This is a genomic window from Candidatus Pantoea persica (genome assembly GCF_013753875.1).
GTDB classification, from domain to species: domain Bacteria; phylum Pseudomonadota; class Gammaproteobacteria; order Enterobacterales; family Enterobacteriaceae; genus Pantoea; species Pantoea persica.
The window spans coordinates 115,453-132,428 of sequence record NZ_SMDS01000016.1 but is presented as its reverse complement, the minus strand read 5'-3'; the positions used below and the strand labels follow the sequence as shown (position 1 = coordinate 132,428).

Genomic DNA, 16,976 nt, shown 5'->3' with positions numbered 1-16,976 from the left:
CCTTAGCTCCAGAGCTTTTCTAGCGCATAAAGCTGGCGGCTCTCTTCCTGCATGACGTGCACGATCACGTCGCCAAGATCGACCACCACCCAGTCAGCGATGTTCTTGCCTTCGACGCCCAGCGGGATCAGGCCAGCGGCGCGCGACTCCTGCACCACGTGGTCGGCAATTGACGCCACGTGACGCGTGGAGGTGCCGGTGCAGATAATCATGCAGTCGGTAATGCTGGATTTACCCTGAACGTTGAGTGCGACGATATCCTGACCTTTAAGATTATCAATCTTATCAATAACAAACTCTTGGAGTGCTTTACCTTGCAAAAGGTTCCCCTTTAATACGGATAGTAACGGGCCGGCTGCTGGCCCCGATGACGCAGCCAAAAAATTAAGCCGCGCAGTATAGCATGCCCTTTGCGCGCGTGGTATATGCCCGGCTTGCGGTTATTTCAGATAGAGGCCGGCGCGATCGATATAGTCAATGACAGCGGGCGGCAGCAGGCTGTCGCAGGGGAGCCCCTGATGACGGCGCTGGCGGATTTCGGTGGCGGAGATATTCACCAACGGCGTGTCAGCCAGCCAGATCAGGCCGGCGGGCTGCTGATGCAGCTGCTGCGCGTCAGCAGTCAGGTGGTCTTCCAGCCAGCGCTGCATCTCGGGCGACCCCATCTCAGCAGCATAGCCTGGACGTTTGCATACCAGCAAATGGCAGAGGGAGAGTAAATCCTTCCAACGGTGCCAGCTTGCCAGCGAGAGCAGCGAGTCCTGGCCGATAATAAAGCCCAGCGGCGGCTGCGGACCACGCTCGGCGCGCAGCGTCTCCAGCGTCGCCACCGTCCAGGAGGGCGTTTCCCGCATCAGTTCGCGGATATCGACGGCAAACAGCAGCCGATCGGCAATGGCGCAGCGCAGCATCTCGACGCGCTGCGCCGGGCTGGCCTCCGGCTGCGGCCGGTGCGGCGGCACGTTGTTCGGCAGCAGCAGCACGCGCGCCAGCCCGATCTGCTGCGCCAGCGCCTCAACCGGGCGCAGATGGCCGAAGTGCACCGGATCGAAGGTGCCGCCAAACAGGGCGTGCAGCTCAGACATGGGCGAAACCCGCCGGGAAGTGTCGATGGCACAGCATCAGCGACAGAGTTTCCAGCTGCGGCCAGATGCGTTGTCCGTAATCTTGTTTCAGGGAGAGTTCAGTCTGCGCCAGCAGAGAGATGGCGCGCTGCAGGCGGGCGCCGTCGACGCGCTGCAGCGCGTCGGTAAACAGCGCGCGGCGATTCTGCCAGATGCGCTGCTGATCCATCAGCGCGCGCAGCGGCTGTTGCGCCTGATGACGCTGCAGGTGCAGCAGGGTCATCAGGTCGCGCTGTAGCGTGCACAGCAGGATAACGGGTTCGCTCTCCTCTTTTTCCAGCTGATGCAGGATGTGCAGCGCGCGCTTGCTTTTACCCGCCAGCAGCGCGTCCACCCAGTGGAAAGGGGTAAAGTGCGCGGTGTCGCTGACCGCTTCTTCTACACGCGGCAGCGTGAGCTTGCCGTCGGGCCAGAGCAGCGACAGCCGCTCCAGCGCCTGCGCCAGCGCCAGCAGGTTGCCTTCATAGCAGTAGCAGAGCAGCTGAATCGCGGCGTCGTCCGGCGCAAGCTGCATGCTTTTCGCGCGCGCCGCGACCCAGCGCGGAAGCTGCGCCTGCTCCGGCGTATGGCACGGCACCAGCACGCCGTGGGCGGCCAGCGCTTTGAGCCAGGCGGCGTTTTCCTGCGCTTTGGTCAGCTTCGCCATGCGGCAGATCAGCAGAATATCGTTATGCAGCAGGCTCGCCAGCGTGTTGAGCTGCTCCGCCATCGTGGCGGAGGGGCCGTTTCCCGGGAAGTGCAGGGTAAGGGTCTGGCGCTGGGCGAAGAGGCTCAGCGCCTGGCAGCTGGCGAACAGGCTCTCCCAGTCTGTCTGGGCGTCCAGCGTAAAACTGATATGTTCTTCGAATCCCTGTGCCGTGGTGGCGACGCGAATCGCGTCGGCGCTCTCCTGCAGCAACAGCGGTTCGTTTCCGGCCAGCAGATAGCAAGCGTGCAGCCCCTCGCGGAGCTGCGTGCCGAGTTGTTCAGGATAGATCCTGATCATTGCAGACTGGTTGCGGAAGAGGTGGCGCTTTCCGCCGCCGGCTCGCTGGCTGAAGCGGGCAGCGTCTCCTTGTTGCTAATCTGCGCGGCGTGCACGGTCAGCAGCTTACGCACCAGCTGCTCTGCGGCGCGCTGGCGCATCTCCTGCATAATCAAGTCCTGCTCAGCATCTTTCGCCAGCGTCGCGTTCGGGTTATCAAAGAACGAGCGATAAACCGTGGTGCTGATTGGATAAAGGCCTTTGCCGGGCAGCAGAACCTGTGCCGACACGCTCATCATCAGCGAATATTCTGCCGTGGTGCCGCTGAGAAAAACCGACGCGGTATCGCGGCCCTGCACTTCGTTGCCGAGACGCAGCGTCGGGATAGCGGTGCGGTTCTTTTCGGTATCCTCAACGATGGTCACATTGTTGATACTCAGTTGCTGACGCACCGTGCAGGCTAGTGGCCCATAGGGGTCGCCGCTGTCCACAATCAGCGTTTTCAGTTCATTCGGCACCTGGGTGGTGCCGCGCGGATGAAAACCACAGCCGGCGGTGATCGTCACCGCCAGCAGGACAAACAGCCTGATAATCAGATGTCGCACAGTTCCTCCTGAACTTAACCTATGACCAGGTTAAGCAGTTTGCCGGGTACATAAATCACTTTGCTAATGGTGACGCCGTCCAGGTACTTCGCCACTAGGTGTTCCTGCGCCGCACGCGCCTGCACCTGCTCCTGCGTCGCGTCGGCGGCAACTGTAATTTTACCACGCACTTTGCCGTTCACCTGCACCACCACCAGCAGCGAATCTTCTACCATCACCGACTCGTCCGCCACCGGCCAGACGGCGTTGTCGACACTGCCTTCGCCGCCCAGTTCCTGCCACAGCACGTAGCTGACGTGCGGGGTGAAGGGATAGAGCATACGCACCACGGCCAGCAGCGCTTCCTGCATCAGAGCGCGACCCTGCTCGCTCTCCTGCGGCGCGCGCGCCAGTTTGTTCATCAGCTCCATAATCGCCGCGATCGCGGTATTAAAGGTCTGACGACGGCCGATGTCGTCGGAGACTTTGACGATGGTCTTGTGCAGATCGCGACGCAGCGCTTTCTGATCGTCATCAAGGCTACTGAGATCCAGCGGGGCCGTCGCGCCTTTCGCCGTGTGCTCATAAGCGAGTTTCCACACGCGCTTCAGGAAGCGATTAGCACCTTCTACGCCCGACTCCTGCCACTCCAGCGTCATTTCCGCCGGCGAAGCGAACATCATAAACAGGCGAACCGTGTCTGCGCCGTAGCGCTCCACCATCAACTGCGGGTCGATGCCGTTGTTTTTCGACTTCGACATTTTGCTCATGCCGGCGTAAATCACCTCGCGGCCCTGATTGTCGATCGCTTTGACGATGCGACCTTTCTCGTCGCGCTCGACGGTAACGTCCACCGGCGAGACCCAGTTACGCTCGCCGTTTGCGCCGAAGTAGTAGAAGGCGTCCGCCACCACCATGCCCTGACACAGCAGGCGTTTGGCAGGCTCGTTGGAGTTCACCAGACCTGAGTCGCGCAGCAGCTTGTGATAGAAGCGGAAGTACATCAGGTGCATGATGGCGTGCTCAATGCCGCCGACATACTGATCCACCGGCAGCCAGTAGTTGGCCGCAGCCGGATCCAGCATGCCTTCATCATAGTTGGCGCAGGTGTAGCGCGCGTAATACCAGGAGGACTCCATAAAGGTGTCGAAGGTATCGGTTTCACGCAGCGCCGGCTGCCCGTTTACCGTGGTTTTCGCCCACTCCGGGGCCGCTTTGATCGGGCTGGTGATGCCGTCCATTACTACATTTTCCGGCAGGATCACCGGCAGCTGGTCTTCCGGCGTCGGCATGACGGTGCCATCTTCCAGCGTCACCATTGGAATCGGCGCGCCCCAGTAGCGCTGGCGGGAGACGCCCCAGTCGCGCAGACGGTAGTTGACCTTGCGCACGCCGACGCCTTTGGCGGCCAGCGCGTCGGCAATGGCTTTAGAGCCCGCTTCATGGCTCAGACCGCTAAATTCGCCAGAGTTGAACAGGGTGCCTTTTTTGGTCATCGCGGCGGCGCTGACGTCCGGCTCGCTGCCGTCTTGGTTTAGCACTACCGGCTTAATCGGCAGATCGTATTTGGTGGCGAACTCCCAGTCGCGCTGGTCGTGCGCCGGTACCGCCATCACGGCACCGGTGCCGTACTCCATAAGCATGAAGTTGGCGACCCAGACCGGCACCTTGTCGCCGGTCAGCGGATGGATGGCGAACAGGCCGGTGGCCATGCCTTTTTTCTCCATTGTCGCTATGTCCGCTTCGGCCACCTTGGTGTTGCGGAATTCGGCGATAAAGTCAGCCAGCACCGGGTTGCCCATCGACGCCTTCAGCGCCAGCGGGTGGCCAGCGGCGACCGCGACGTAGGTGGTACCGAAGAAGGTGTCCGGACGAGTGGTGTAAACGGTGACCTGCTCTTCGCTGTCGGCGACGTCGAAGGTGATCTCGACGCCTTCCGAACGGCCGATCCAGTTACGCTGCATGGTTTTGACCTGCTCAGGCCAGTCTTCCAGCGTGTCGAGGTCGTTAAGCAGCTCATCCGCATAGTCGGTGATTTTCACGAACCACTGCGGGATCTCTTTGTGCTCGACTTTGGTATCGCAGCGCCAGCAGCAGCCGTCAATCACCTGCTCGTTGGCCAGCACCGTCTGATCGTTCGGGCACCAGTTCACCGCCGAGGTTTTTTTATAAACCAGGCCTTTCTCATACAGTTTGGTGAAGAACCACTGTTCCCAACGGTAGTATTCCGGCTTGCAGGTCGCCAGCTCGCGGCTCCAGTCATAGCCGAAGCCCAGCAGTTTGAGCTGGTTCTTCATGTATTCGATGTTGTCATAGGTCCAGGGGGCGGGCGCGGTGTTGTTCTTGACCGCGGCGCCTTCCGCCGGTAGGCCGAACGCATCCCAGCCGATCGGCTGCAGCACGTTTTTGCCGAGCATACGCTGGTAACGCGCAATCACGTCGCCGATGGTGTAGTTGCGCACGTGGCCCATATGTAGGCGGCCAGAAGGATAGGGCAGCATGGAGAGGCAATAGTATTTCTCTTTGCTCTCATCTTCGGTCACTTTGAACGTTTGTTTTTCGTCCCAGTGTTGCTGGACACGGGATTCTATCTCTTCCGGGCGGTATTGCTCTTGCATGGCAGCCTGTGGTCCTCTTAATGAATAACGCTTAGCCTACTTTAAGATCCGCATAGCATACCCATATGGCTGCCGGTCAACAACACGTCCCAGCCCTAGTTGCGGCGATTTCTGCGCTGACTCGCCATCCCGCCCGGCGATTCCGAGCCGCTTTCCTAAACAGTGCGGCAAGCGGCGCAAAGCGGCTAAACTTAAAGCTGACTTACCCGCCCAGAAAGGAGAATAAAATGAACAAAGTGGCGCAAATCTATCGTGAATACCTGGCAGCGCTCACCGATCGCCTGCGCGATGGCGAACGCGATATCGATGCGTTAGTCGCTGCGCGGCAAGAGCTGCTGCTGGCCAGCGATGCCGCGACGCCCGACGAGATCGATCGGGAGCTGGCGGCGGTGCGGCGCGATTTAGAGGAATTTGCACGCAGCTAGGCAGCCTGAGAGCGTCACGGACTCGCTGTTTATGCGCATTATGCGTGAAAGCCTGTGGAAGGCGCTGGCGGATATCACCGATAAAAGCCAGCTGGAGTGGCGCAAAGTGTTTCATGATCTGCATCACCACGGCGTCTATCAGAGCGGCAAGGTGGTCGGGCTGGGCAATCTGGTGTGCGAGAAGTGTCACTTTACCCGCGCAATCTATACGCCACGCCAGAGCCCCTGACGCGCTGCTCGGAATGCGGACACGATCAGTCCCAGCGAGAGCCGTTTGAGCCGTAAGGTTACCGGCATAGATGCGTCTTTGCGATCGGTCTGTGCCATGTGCTCCAGCACGGCGTGGCAGACCGAGAGCTAACGTTTTAGTGCAGAATCTTCGCCAGAAACTCTTTGGCGCGATCCGACCGCGGATTATTAAAGAAGTCGTCTTTCCGCGTATCTTCGATAATCTTCCCTTCATCCATAAAGATGACGCGGTTCGCTACCTTGCGGGCGAAGCCCATCTCGTGTGTCACCACCATCATCGTCATGCCCTCCTGCGCCAGCTCCACCATGACGTCGAGCACCTCGTTGATCATCTCCGGATCGAGCGCCGAGGTCGGTTCGTCGAACAGCATGGCGATGGGATCCATGCAGAGTGCGTGGGCGATCGCCACGCGCTGCTGCTGGCCGCCCGACAGCTGGCAGGGAAACTTCTGCGTATGGGCGGAAAGGCCGACGCGGTTCAGCAGCTTCAGCCCTTTCTTGCGCGCCGCGGCTTTGTCGCGCTTCAGCACTTTCACCTGCGCCAGCACCAAATTGTCGATGATGCTGAGATGGGGAAACAGCTCGAAGTGCTGGAACACCATGCCCACCTTGCTGCGCAACTGCGCCAAATTGGTTTTCTTGTTGTTGACCTCAGTGCCGTTCACTAGAATGCCAGCCCTGCTGGATCGGCTTCAGTCCGTTCACGGTCTTGATCAGCGTCGATTTGCCCGAGCCGGATGGCCCGCACACCACGACGACTTCCCCTTTCTGAACTTCGGTCGTGCAGTCGGTCAGCACCTGAAAGTGACCATACCACTTAGAAACGTTTTTCAGGTTAATCATTTAAACCGTCCTTTTTCTTTTTAGATAGCTGACCAACAGCGACGCGCTCAGGCTGATCGCGAAATAGACCAGACCGGCGAAGAGAACCATTTCTACCTGAGTGCCGTCGCGCTCGCCGATGGTCGAGGCGGTGCGGAAGAAGTCGGCCAGGCTCAGCACGTAAACCAGCGAGGTATCCTGAAATAGCACGATGCCCTGCGTCAGCAGCAGCGGCACCATGGCGCGGAACGCCTGCGGCAGAATAATCAGCTGCATCAACTGCCAGTGCGTCATGCCCAGCGCCAGCGCGGCGTTGGACTGCCCGCGGGAGATGCTCTGGATGCCTGCGCGGATAATCTCGGAGTAGTAGGCCGCCTCAAATAGCGAAAAGGCGATCATCGCTGAGATCAGGCGAATATCGGTTTTCGGCGACAGCCCCAGCACCTGCTGCAGAAAGCTTGGCACCACCAGGTAGAACCAGAGCAGCACCATCACCAGCGGCACGGAGCGGAACAGGTTCACGTAGAGGCGGGCGAACCAGCTTATCGGCTTAAAGGTCGATAGCCGCATTACCGCCAGCAGCGTGCCCCAGATAATGCCGAAAATCACCGCGATGATGGTGATCTTCAGCGTGATAGCCATGCCGTTCAGCAGATAGGGCAGGCTGGGAGGAATCGAACTCCAGTCAAGCTCGTACATTAGTTCCCTCCCAGATTGCCGGGCAGGCGCACCTTGCGCTCCATCAGGCTCATAATCAGCATGATCACCAGGTTAATGGCGATATAGGCCAGCGTAATCGCGGTAAACGACTCGTATGCGTGCGCGGAGTAGTCGAGCAATTTGCCTGCCTGCGCCGCCATATCCACCAGCCCGATGGTCGAGGCGATGGCGGAGTTTTTCACTAGGTTGAGCATTTCCGAGGTCATCGGCGGCACGATCACGCGATAGGCGTTGGGCAGCAGCACGTAGCGGTAGGTCTGCGGCAGCGTCAGGCCCATCGCCAGGCCGGCGTTCTTTTGCCCGCGCGGCAGCGAGGTGATGGCGGCGCGTACCTGCTCGCAGACGCGGGCAGCGGTAAATAGGCCGAGGCAGTAAAGAACTGGATATTGGGATCCAGCTCCGACTTGAACCACATGCCGAGCTTCTCTCCAACCAGCTCCGGTGCCACCAGAGACCAGAAGAAGAACTGCACGATCAGCGGAATGTTGCGGAATAGCTCTATGTAGCAGGTGCCGATCGCCCGCAGCAGGCGGTTGGGCACGGTACGCAGAATGCCGAATAAAGATCCTACAAGAAAGGCGATAATCCAGGCGCAGTAGGAGACCGCAATGGTCACCTGAAATCCGGACCACAGCCAGCCAAGGTAGGTCGTGTTGGCCTGTTCGAGAAAAATGTCCCAGTTCCAGTCGATACCCATAACGAGCTCCGGTAAAAAGGGTAGCAGAAGCTACCCTGAAGATTGATGAACAGCGTCTGTATGGCCTGCTTCAGGGGAACGACCTGAGCAGGGTGTCTGTCCGCGCCGGGTTTTCAGCAATCGAGAGGGCAGCGAAGCCACCCTTGTTGTCGTTGTTAGTTCAGTGCTTTGTCGTTCGGCGTTTTAAACAGCGCCTGCATGTCCGTTGAGAGCTCGAAATTCAGATTCAGGTTCTTCGGTGGAATCGGCTGCTTGAACCAGGTATCAAACCACTTCGCGGCTCCGCCCGAGGTCTGCGCTTTAGCGATGGTGTCGTCGACCAGAGTTTTGAACTGCGCGTCATCTTTACGCAGCATGCAGCCGTAGGCCTCTTTCGACTGCGGCGTGCCGACGATATCCCAGCTGTCCGGTTTCTTCGCCTTGGCGCGCTCGCCCGCCAGCAGGGTATCGTCCATCATAAAGCTACGGCGCGGCCGGTTTCCAGCGTGCGGAACGAGTCGCCATGATCTTTGGCACTGATGATGCGCATCTCCATCTTCTGCTCGTCGTTCAGCTTGTGCAGCAGCACTTCAGAGGTGGTACCGGAGGTCACGACCACGGTTTTGCCTTTCAAATCGGCGAAGTCTTTAATGTCGCCGCCTTTTTTTACCAGCAGACGCGTGCCGACCACGAAAATCGTATCGGAAAAGGCGGCCTGCTTCTGGCGCTCGACGTTGTTGGTGGTCGAGCCGCACTCAAAGTCGTAGGTGCCGTTCTGCAACAGCGGGATACGGTTCTGCGAGGTGATCGGAATCATTTTGACATGCAGAGCCTGCTTGTTCAGCTTCGCCTTGATAGCGTTTACGATGGCGTTAGAGTAGGCCTGCGAATAGCCCACCACTTTCTGCTGGTTGTCGTAATAAGAAAATGGAACAGAGGACTCACGGTGCCCGACGACAATCACGCCGTTGTCGCTGATTTTCTTCAGGGTGCCGTTGAGATCTTCCGCTTGGGGCGCGCTCGCTGCCGCTACTCCTGCCAGCAAAAGCGATAAGGCTACTTTGCGTATCTGCATGGTCCAACTGCTTCAAAATATGTCGCACAGGATAAAAACTGCGCAGATGTATGATGTTGTGTGTATTTCCTGCTGCTTTTTTGTTTTCTCGCCGCGCCAGCGCGGCAAGAATGCTCACTAACATAGTGGATTGTTAACGTTATGAAACGAAAAAGTTTCTCTTTTTGCAAGGTGTTCCGCACCTAATTGAGGCGTATTTCGCCTGTTGCGCGCCCACGGTGCGCCGGGTTGCCTGTTAATGGTGCAGAACCGCGCGCGCTGATGCCACATTCCGCCGGATTTGCAGGAAACGGTGTAACTTAGCAAGCATCGTGCTAGGTCATGTCGCAGCAGAAAATAAGGGGGGCAGGCAGGCGGCGAGCCGATGGCTCGCCGCCTGAAAGGCGATTACGCCTGACGGCGCCACAGCGCCAGCAGCGCCGCGGCCAGCGTCAGCAGCCACACCGGCCACAGGCCGGCGTGGGCGTAAGGGGTTTCGCCAGTGGTTGGCGTCACCTTGTCGAGCAGAACGCCGCGGGTAAACTGCGGCAGGATCTTCTCGACCTCGCCCTGCGCATTCACCACGGCAGTCACGCCGTTGTTGGTGCCTCGCAGCAGCGGGCGGCCCAGCTCCAGCGCGCGCATGCGCGCCATCTGGAAGTGCTGCCACGGGCCGATAGAGTGGCCGAACCAGGCGTCGTTGGAGACGGTCAGCAGGAAATCGGTATCGGGCCGGAAGTTGGCGCGCACCTGCTCGCCCAGCACGATCTCATAGCAGATGGCGCTGGTCAGATGGTAGCCCGCCGCGCTGAGCTGCGGCTGCAGATAGTCGCCGCGGCTGAACGAGGACATCGGCAGATCGAAGAAGGGCGCCAGCGGACGCAGCAGGTTATCCAGCGGCACAAATTCACCGAAGGGCACCAAATGGTTTTTTTGGTAGCGGTTTATGCTCTGATAGCTGTAGGGCGCAGCGCCGCCCAGCACGATCACCGAGTTGTAGTCGTGATAACGGTTCTGCTCGAGCCGTGAATCGACGATGCCGGTGATCAGCGCGCTGCCGCGCTGGTGCAGCTCACCGTCCAGCGCGTGCAGGAACGGCTGCTGGTTGCTTTCCAGATCGGTAATCGCCGACTCCGGCCAGATAATCAGCGGCGCTTTGCCCATCAGCGGCTGGCTCAGGTCGTTGTAGGCGCGCAGCGTGTTGAGCAGCTGCTGCGGATCCCACTTCATCGACTGCGGAATATAGCCCTGCACCAGCGCGACATCGACGCTGCGCGCCGGCTGCGGCTGCGTCCACTGGATATAGCGCAGCGGCCAGGGCAGCGCCAGCAGCAGCAGCGCGGCGACAGCGCTCTTCGCGCTACGCTGGCGCACGGCGTACGCCAGCAGGTTGGCCGCCGCCATCAGCACGAAAGTCAGGGTTTCTACGCCTGCCAGCGGCGCCAGTCCTTTGAGCGGGCCGTCGATTTGGCTGTAGCCGAACTGCAGCCAGGGAAAACCGGTCAGTACCCAGCCGCGCAGGAATTCGCTCATCTGCCACAGCGCGGGCGCCGCCAGCGCCAGACGCCACAGCGTGGCGCGCGGCCAGAAGCAGTTAAGCACGCCGGCGAACAGCGCCGGGTAGAGCGACAGGTAAGCCGCTAGCAGGATCACCAGAAAGACGTTGACCGGGCCGGGCATGCCGCCAAAGGTGGCGATGCTGACATAGACCCAGTTAACGCCGCTGCCAAACAGGCCGAAGCCCCAGGCAAAGCCGATGGCGGTCGCCTGGCCGCTGCGGCGATCCAGCGTCAGCAGCTGCAGGCCGCCGAGCGACAGCAGCGCGGCGGGCCAGAAGTCATAGGGTGAAAAGGCGAGGGTGCCGACGGCACCCGTTAATAATGCCAGCAACAAACGTACCCGCTGGCGCGGGTAAAGTGAGGCAAGGGACATAGCGTTATTCGTCATCCAGCTGGGGGATCGGCGCGTTTTCCGGAGTTTTTACATGCACCTGGATGATGCGGCGGCTGTCGGCCATGGCGACTTTGAACTGATAGCCGTCGATGTCGATGCTCTCTCCTTGGCCGGGAAGATGGCCGAATCTCTGCATCACCATCCCGCCAATGGTATCGACCTCTTCATCGTTGAACTGTGTGCCGAAAATTTCGTTGAAGTCTTCAATCGGCGTCAGCGCGCGCACCGTATAGGTCTGGCGATTAAGCTGGCGGACATCGCGATCTTCTTCGTCGTCATATTCATCTTCGATTTCGCCGACGATCCGCTCCAGAATATCTTCGATAGTGACCAAGCCGGAAACGCCGCCGAACTCATCGATGACGAGGGCCATATGGTAGCGCTGGGAGTGAAACTCTTTCAGCATCCGGTCGACGCGCTTGCTTTCCGGCACCAGAACCGCCGGGCGCAGTACTTTTTCCATGCTGAACGGCTCGGACTTGCTGCTCGTAAACGGCAGTAGATCTTTCGCCATCAAAATGCCTTCGACGTGATCTTTGTCTTTGCTAATCACCGGGAAGCGCGAATGTGCCGATTCGATAATGACGTCGAGGCACTCGTCCAGCGTCTGGTTGCGCTTCAGGGTAATCATTTGCGAACGCGGGATCATAATGTCGCGCACGCGCTGTTCGGCGATATCCAGCACCCCTTCGAGCTGTCGCGGGTATCCTGGTCGATCAGTTCTTTCTGCTCGGAATTGCGTATCAGCTCCAGTAGCTCATCACGGTTTTGTGGTTCGCCGTGGAATAGCTGATTGATAAGCAGGGAGAAAAATCCCTTTTTACTACTGGGTGCATCGCTGTTTTGAGAATGGTCGTCGCTCATGACGTTTTTTTACAGATCTCTCTGGTGAGGGTGTCGCCGTCGGCGGGTGCGCCGACGGCAGGTTAATCTGAGCCAGCGGCTCAGGCGTCTTCTTTTTCCGAAATGTACGGATCGGAATAACCAAGAGCAAGCATTATCTCCGTCTCCAGCGCTTCCATCTCTTCGGCTTCTTCATCTTCGATATGGTCGTAGCCGAGCAGATGCAGCGTACCGTGCACCACAATATGGGCCCAGTGCGCTTCAACGCTTTTCCCTTGCTCATCTGCCTCTTGCTCTACCACCTGACGACAGATAATCAAATCGCCAAGCAGCGGCAGCTCAATGCCGGGTGGTGCTTCAAAGGGAAACGATAGCACATTGGTCGGCTTGTCTTTGCCGCGATAAGTCAGATTAAGCTCATGGCTCTCCGTCTCATCCACCAGGCGAATGGTGACTTCGCTTTCCGGCTGAAAGGGGGTGACCGCCGCTTCCAGCCAGCGCTGGAAAGCGGCTTCGTCAGGCAGGCCGCCGGTCTCTTCGCACGCCAGCTGCAGGTCGAGTATTACCGTGCTCATTTGCTCTCCTGCGCCGCGCTTTGCGCCGCCAGCGCTTCACGCTTGCGCTCTTCCGCCAGCTGGTCGCGGCGTTTTTGGTCCGCCTCTTCCCAGGCCTCATAGGCGGTCACGATGCGCGCGACGACCGGATGGCGCACCACGTCTTCGCTGTGGAAGAAGTTGAAGCTTAGCACCTCTACCCCGGAGAGCACTTCGATGGCGTGGTGCAGCCCCGACTTGGTGCTACGTGGCAGGTCGATCTGGGTTACGTCGCCGGTGATCACCGCTTTGGAGTTAAAGCCGATACGCGTTAGGAACATCTTCATCTGTTCGATGGTGGTGTTCTGGCTCTCATCAAGGATGATAAAGGCGTCGTTCAGCGTGCGGCCGCGCATATAGGCGAGCGGCGCTACTTCGATAACGTTGCGCTCCATCAGCTTCTCGACGCGCTCGAAGCCGAGCATTTCAAACAGGGCGTCATAGAGCGGGCGCAGATAGGGGTCGACCTTCTGGCTGAGATCGCCCGGCAGGAAGCCGAGCTTTTCGCCCGCCTCGACCGCGGGGCGCGTCAGCAGAATACGGCGAATTTCCTGACGCTCCAGCGCATCTACCGCCGCAGCGACTGCGAGGTAGGTTTTACCTGTCCCCGCCGGGCCGATGCCGAAGGTGATGTCGTGGTCGAGAATATTTGCGATGTACTGCGCCTGGTTCAGCGTGCGCGGCTTGATTACACCGCGCTTGGTCTGGATATGCACCGCTTTGCCGAACTCCGTCTCGCTGTCAGCGGTTTGCTCCAGCACGCGGCTCTCTTTGATCGCCAGATGGATCTGCTCAGGCTCGATATCCGGTATGTCGCCGCGCACCGGCGCGGTGTCGACATAGAGCGTGCGCAGGATATTTTCGGCGGCGTTCACGCAGGGCGCGCGACCAACCAGCTTGAACTGGTTGTCGCGACGGTTGATCTCAATACCCAGACGGCGCTCAAGCTGTTTAATATTGTCATCAAACGGACCGCACAGGTTCATCAGTCGGCGGTTATCGGCCGGTTCTAAGGCGATTTCACGAGTTTCGATATTCAAACAAATCCTTTGGGTCACTCAGGGCCAGTTGGAATGTGTATCTGATGCCGTGTTGGCAAACCCCGGTATTTCAGGAAAGTATTCATGGCATGTCGCCGGGGCGCAAGCGTAGCAAAAGATATTTGGGCAGCGCGCCGCGAAACCAAGGGGAGGAAGATGAAAAGGCGGCGCCGTGCGCCGCCGGGGATGCGCGTAATCAGGGCTGGAAGGTGCCGACGCCGATATAGTTCTCTTTGCGCGTGCGCGCAATCACCGAGGCCGGGCTCTCTACGATGCGCAGGCCCATCTCATCTTCGGTGCGCACCACTTTGCCGCGCAGCGAGTTGGTGTAGACGTCGACGATCTCCACGTCGACGAACTTGCCGATTATCTCCGGCGATCCTTCGAAGTTCACCACGCGGTTGGTTTCGGTGCGGCCCGACAGCTCCATCACGTTTTTACGCGAGGTGCCTTCCACCAGAATGCGTTGCACGGTGCCGAGCATCCGGCGGCTCCAGGCCATCGCCTGCTGGTTGATGCGATCCTGCAGAATATAGAGGCGCTGCTTTTTCTCCACTTCCGTTACGTCATCCGGCAGATCCGCCGCCGGGGTGCCGGGGCGCGCGGAGTAGATAAAGCTAAAGCTCATGTCGAAATTGACGTCGGCGATCAGCTTCATGGTCTGCTCGAAGTCCTGCTGCGTTTCGCCGGGGAAGCCGATGATAAAGTCAGAGCTGATCTGAATATCGGGGCGCGCGGCACGCAGCTTGCGGATGATCGCCTTATACTCCAGCGCGGTATGGGCGCGCTTCATCAGGGTCAGAATGCGGTCCGCGCCGCTCTGCACCGGCAAATGCAGGAAGCTCACCAGCTCCGGCGTGTTGCGGTAGACCTCGATAATGTCGTCGGTAAACTCGATCGGATGGCTGGTGGTAAAGCGAATGCGGTCGATGCCGTCGATGGCGGCTATCAGGCGCAGCAGTTCGGCGAAGGTGCAGATCTCGCCGTCAAAGGTTTCGCCACGGTAGGCGTTGACGTTCTGGCCCAGCAGGTTAACTTCACGCACGCCCTGCGCTGCCAGCTGGGCGATCTCTAGCAGGAGATCGTCGCAGGGACGGCTCACCTCTTCGCCGCGGGTATAGGGCACCACGCAGAAGGTGCAGTATTTGTTGCAGCCTTCCATGATCGACACAAAGGCGGTCGGGCCTTCTGCGCGCGGCTCTGGCAGGCGGTCGAACTTTTCGATTTCCGGGAAGCTGATGTCCACCACCGGGCTTTTATTGCTGCGCACGCTGTTGATCATCTCCGGCAGGCGATGTAGGGTTTGCGGGCCGAAGACTATATCCACATAGCTGGCGCGCTGGCGAATATGATCGCCTTCCTGCGACGCCACGCAGCCGCCGACACCGATAATCAAATCAGGGTTGCGCTCTTTCAGGGTTTTCCAGCGTCCCAGCTGGTGGAAAACTTTCTCCTGCGCCTTCTCGCGGATGGAACAGGTGTTGAGCAGCAGAATGTCCGCCTCTTCAGCTTCCTCAGTCAGCGTATAGCCGTGGGTGCTGTTCAGCAGGTCAGCCATCTTGGATGAATCATACTCATTCATCTGACAGCCCCAGGTTTTGATATGCAGTTTTTTCATTGTCGAACTAGCCATTGATTCAGTGAAGTGAAGGGCGCGTATTGTAATGCTTTGACGCTGTTGTGACCAGCGTAGAGCCGTCATACTTGCTGCAACGGTGGGCTGGCGGGCGCAAAGTCTGGCCGCCGTCTCAGCTTGGGAGGGGCATTTCTGCCGCGCCGGCGTTTTTCCGGTACACTTTGCGCCAGTTAACCCGCGTCGCTGGCGCGAGAAAGAAAGGAAGGAGAGAAGCAATGCAGGATAACCGCTTTGATGTGGTGGTGGTAGGTGGTGGCTTGGTAGGCGCCGCGCTGGCGTGCGTTCTGGCGCTGCAGCGGTTTCGCGTGGCAGTGGTGGAGCGCGCAGAGCCAGCGCCGTTCGACCCCGCCAGCGAGCCCGACGTGCGTATCTCCGCCATCGGCAGCGCCTCGGTGGGACTGCTGAAGCAGCTTGACGTCTGGCCGCGCGTGGAGGCGATGCGCTGCGCGCCCTATCGCAAGCTGGAGACCTGGGAGTGGCAGGCGGCCCACGTCAGCTTCGATTCGGCGTCGCTGGGGCTGCCGGAGCTGGGCTATATGGTAGAGAACAGCGTGCTGCAGCGCGCGCTGTGGGAGCGTATGCAGCAGCTGGAGATTCAGCTCTGCTGTCCGGCGACGCTTTCCAGCCTGCAGCCGGAAAACGGCGGCTGGCGTCTCGATCTCAGCGACGGCGCGGCGCTGCATACCCGGCTGGTGGTCGGCGCCGACGGGGCGAACTCGCAGGTACGGCAGATGGCTGGCATCGGCATCAGCGGCTGGAGCTATGCGCAGTCCTGTCTGCTGGTCAGCGTGACCTGCGAGCACCCGGCGGGCGATTCAACCTGGCAGCAGTTTACGCCGCATGGGCCGCGCGCCTTTTTGCCGTTGTACGATAACCGCGCGTCGCTAGTGTGGTATGACGTGCCAGCGCGCATCCGCCAGCTGCAGGCGATGGCGCTGCCGCCGCTGGAAAAAGAGATCGCCGCGACCTTTCCGGCGAGGCTGGGCCGGTTTAAGGCGCATGCGGCGGGCGGCTTTCCGCTGGTGCGGCGTCACGCGCAGCGCTATGTGCTACCGGGCCTCGCGCTGATCGGCGATGCGGCGCACACCATCAACCCGCTGGCGGGGCAGGGCATTAACCTTGGCTACCGCGACGTGGACGCGCTGGTGGAGGTGCTGGTGGAGGCGTGCGGCAACACGCAGGACTGGGCGGCAGAAAACGTGCTGCGCCGCTATCAGTCGCAGCGCCGCTGGGATAATTTGCTGATGCAGAGCTGGATGGATCTCTTCTATTTCGCCTTCAGCAATCCGCTGCCGTCGCTGAAATTTGCGCGCAATTTGGGGCTGATCGCCGCCGAACGCTCCGGCGTGCTGAAGCGTCAAGTGCTGCGCTACGCGCTGGGGCTGTAGCGGAAGCTTGAGAACGGGCGCGTCTGTGCGCGGCGGTGATGATGAGGGATCGCTGACGTGGTTGTCGATGGCTGCAGCGCTGTGCGCGGCCACAGAGGCGCTCCCGATAGCAATATCGTTGTTCGTCATCCATGACCGCTCGGCCCGCGAGGTTACGCTCCTCATCTCTGAGGTGCGCCCGTAAACGAGCCAACGCGCCTCGTTGTTTAAAAACGCTCCCGGCGTTTTTCTCCTTGCGCGGGACGCTTTGCTCTTCGGGGAGTGTTTCTGTGGCCGGAGCGGGCAAT

At 59.7% G+C, this 16,976-nt stretch carries 11 protein-coding genes and 5 pseudogenes; 2 read left to right on the top strand and 14 right to left on the bottom strand.

Annotation, left to right across the window (positions count from 1 at the left end):
• Nucleotides 1-2 precede the first annotated feature (2 nt).
• The 5 genes from rsfS to leuS form a co-directional block, all read right to left on the bottom strand.
• Nucleotides 3-320 carry a ribosome silencing factor gene (rsfS, locus tag EIO60_RS05615; RefSeq protein WP_258576148.1) on the bottom strand — a complete coding sequence of 106 codons (318 nt, stop codon included), beginning with the start codon at nucleotides 318-320 and terminating at the stop codon, nucleotides 3-5.
• 120 nt (nucleotides 321-440) lie between these two features.
• Complete coding sequence (gene nadD, locus EIO60_RS05610) at nucleotides 441-1,085, bottom strand: nicotinate-nucleotide adenylyltransferase (RefSeq protein WP_258576147.1); 645 nt, start codon at nucleotides 1,083-1,085, stop codon at nucleotides 441-443.
• A complete protein-coding gene (gene holA, locus EIO60_RS05605; protein ID WP_258576146.1) occupies nucleotides 1,078-2,109 on the bottom strand; it encodes a DNA polymerase III subunit delta in 1,032 nt (343 codons plus the stop codon). The genes nadD and holA overlap by 8 nt, the downstream gene beginning before the upstream one ends.
• Entirely contained in the window at nucleotides 2,106-2,693 is a 588-nt protein-coding gene (gene lptE / locus EIO60_RS05600; protein ID WP_258576145.1) for an LPS assembly lipoprotein LptE, read from the bottom strand. The genes holA and lptE overlap by 4 nt, the downstream gene beginning before the upstream one ends.
• 14 nt (nucleotides 2,694-2,707) lie before the next feature.
• A complete protein-coding gene (leuS, locus tag EIO60_RS05595) occupies nucleotides 2,708-5,290 on the bottom strand; it encodes a leucine--tRNA ligase (RefSeq protein ID WP_258576144.1) in 2,583 nt (860 codons plus the stop codon).
• A gap of 227 nt (nucleotides 5,291-5,517) precedes the next feature.
• Here leuS and EIO60_RS05590 point away from each other — a divergent pair.
• Nucleotides 5,518-6,000, top strand: a pseudogene (locus EIO60_RS05590) (zinc ribbon-containing protein).
• Nucleotides 6,001-6,080: 80 nt separating this feature from the next.
• Here EIO60_RS05590 and EIO60_RS05585 read toward each other — a convergent pair.
• From EIO60_RS05585 to miaB, 9 genes and pseudogenes are all read right to left on the bottom strand, one after another.
• Nucleotides 6,081-6,807: pseudogene (locus EIO60_RS05585) on the bottom strand (amino acid ABC transporter ATP-binding protein).
• Nucleotides 6,808-7,485 carry a glutamate/aspartate ABC transporter permease GltK gene (gltK, locus tag EIO60_RS05580; RefSeq protein ID WP_258576143.1) on the bottom strand — a complete coding sequence of 226 codons (678 nt, stop codon included), beginning with the start codon at nucleotides 7,483-7,485 and terminating at the stop codon, nucleotides 6,808-6,810.
• Nucleotides 7,485-8,203, bottom strand: a pseudogene (locus EIO60_RS05575) (amino acid ABC transporter permease). Before EIO60_RS05575 ends, gltK begins: the two are co-directional and overlap by 1 nt.
• 155 nt (nucleotides 8,204-8,358) lie before the next feature.
• A pseudogene (locus EIO60_RS05570) lies at nucleotides 8,359-9,257 on the bottom strand (amino acid ABC transporter substrate-binding protein).
• 387 nt (nucleotides 9,258-9,644) lie between these two features.
• Nucleotides 9,645-11,168 carry an apolipoprotein N-acyltransferase gene (lnt, locus tag EIO60_RS05565; protein ID WP_258576294.1) on the bottom strand — a complete coding sequence of 508 codons (1,524 nt, stop codon included), beginning with the start codon at nucleotides 11,166-11,168 and terminating at the stop codon, nucleotides 9,645-9,647.
• A 4-nt stretch (nucleotides 11,169-11,172) separates the two neighbouring features.
• Nucleotides 11,173-12,053, bottom strand: a pseudogene (corC, locus tag EIO60_RS05560) (CNNM family magnesium/cobalt transport protein CorC).
• A gap of 80 nt (nucleotides 12,054-12,133) precedes the next feature.
• On the bottom strand, nucleotides 12,134-12,607 hold the full coding sequence (gene ybeY / locus EIO60_RS05555) for an rRNA maturation RNase YbeY (RefSeq protein WP_258576142.1): 474 nt from the start codon (nucleotides 12,605-12,607) through the stop codon (nucleotides 12,134-12,136).
• A complete protein-coding gene (locus tag EIO60_RS05550) occupies nucleotides 12,604-13,665 on the bottom strand; it encodes a PhoH family protein (protein WP_258576141.1) in 1,062 nt (353 codons plus the stop codon). Before EIO60_RS05550 ends, ybeY begins: the two co-directional genes overlap by 4 nt.
• A 196-nt stretch (nucleotides 13,666-13,861) precedes the next feature.
• Complete coding sequence (gene miaB / locus EIO60_RS05545; protein WP_258576140.1) at nucleotides 13,862-15,283, bottom strand: tRNA (N6-isopentenyl adenosine(37)-C2)-methylthiotransferase MiaB; 1,422 nt, start codon at nucleotides 15,281-15,283, stop codon at nucleotides 13,862-13,864.
• Nucleotides 15,284-15,516: 233 nt separating this feature from the next.
• Here miaB and ubiF point away from each other — a divergent pair, with 233 nt between their 5' ends.
• Nucleotides 15,517-16,689 (top strand): 3-demethoxyubiquinol 3-hydroxylase, encoded by a 1,173-nt coding sequence (ubiF, locus tag EIO60_RS05540; RefSeq protein WP_258576139.1) that lies wholly within the window; start codon nucleotides 15,517-15,519, stop codon nucleotides 16,687-16,689.
• Nucleotides 16,690-16,976: the final 287 nt, after the last annotated feature.

Bases quoted from the DNA above. Each gene is read 5' to 3' on its own strand.
- nadD (WP_258576147.1), bottom strand. From the start codon at position 1,085: ATGTCTGAGCTGCACGCCCTGTTTGGCGGCACCTTCGATCCGGTGCAC.
- holA (WP_258576146.1), bottom strand. From the start codon at position 2,109: ATGATCAGGATCTATCCTGAACAACTCGGCACGCAGCTCCGCGAGGGG.
- leuS (WP_258576144.1), bottom strand. From the start codon at position 5,290: ATGCAAGAGCAATACCGCCCGGAAGAGATAGAATCCCGTGTCCAGCAA.
- gltK (WP_258576143.1), bottom strand. From the start codon at position 7,485: ATGTACGAGCTTGACTGGAGTTCGATTCCTCCCAGCCTGCCCTATCTG.
- lnt (WP_258576294.1), bottom strand. From the start codon at position 11,168: ATGTCCCTTGCCTCACTTTACCCGCGCCAGCGGGTACGTTTGTTGCTG.
- ybeY (WP_258576142.1), bottom strand. From the start codon at position 12,607: ATGAGCACGGTAATACTCGACCTGCAGCTGGCGTGCGAAGAGACCGGC.
- miaB (WP_258576140.1), bottom strand. From the start codon at position 15,283: ATGAAAAAACTGCATATCAAAACCTGGGGCTGTCAGATGAATGAGTAT.
- ubiF (WP_258576139.1), top strand. From the start codon at position 15,517: ATGCAGGATAACCGCTTTGATGTGGTGGTGGTAGGTGGTGGCTTGGTA.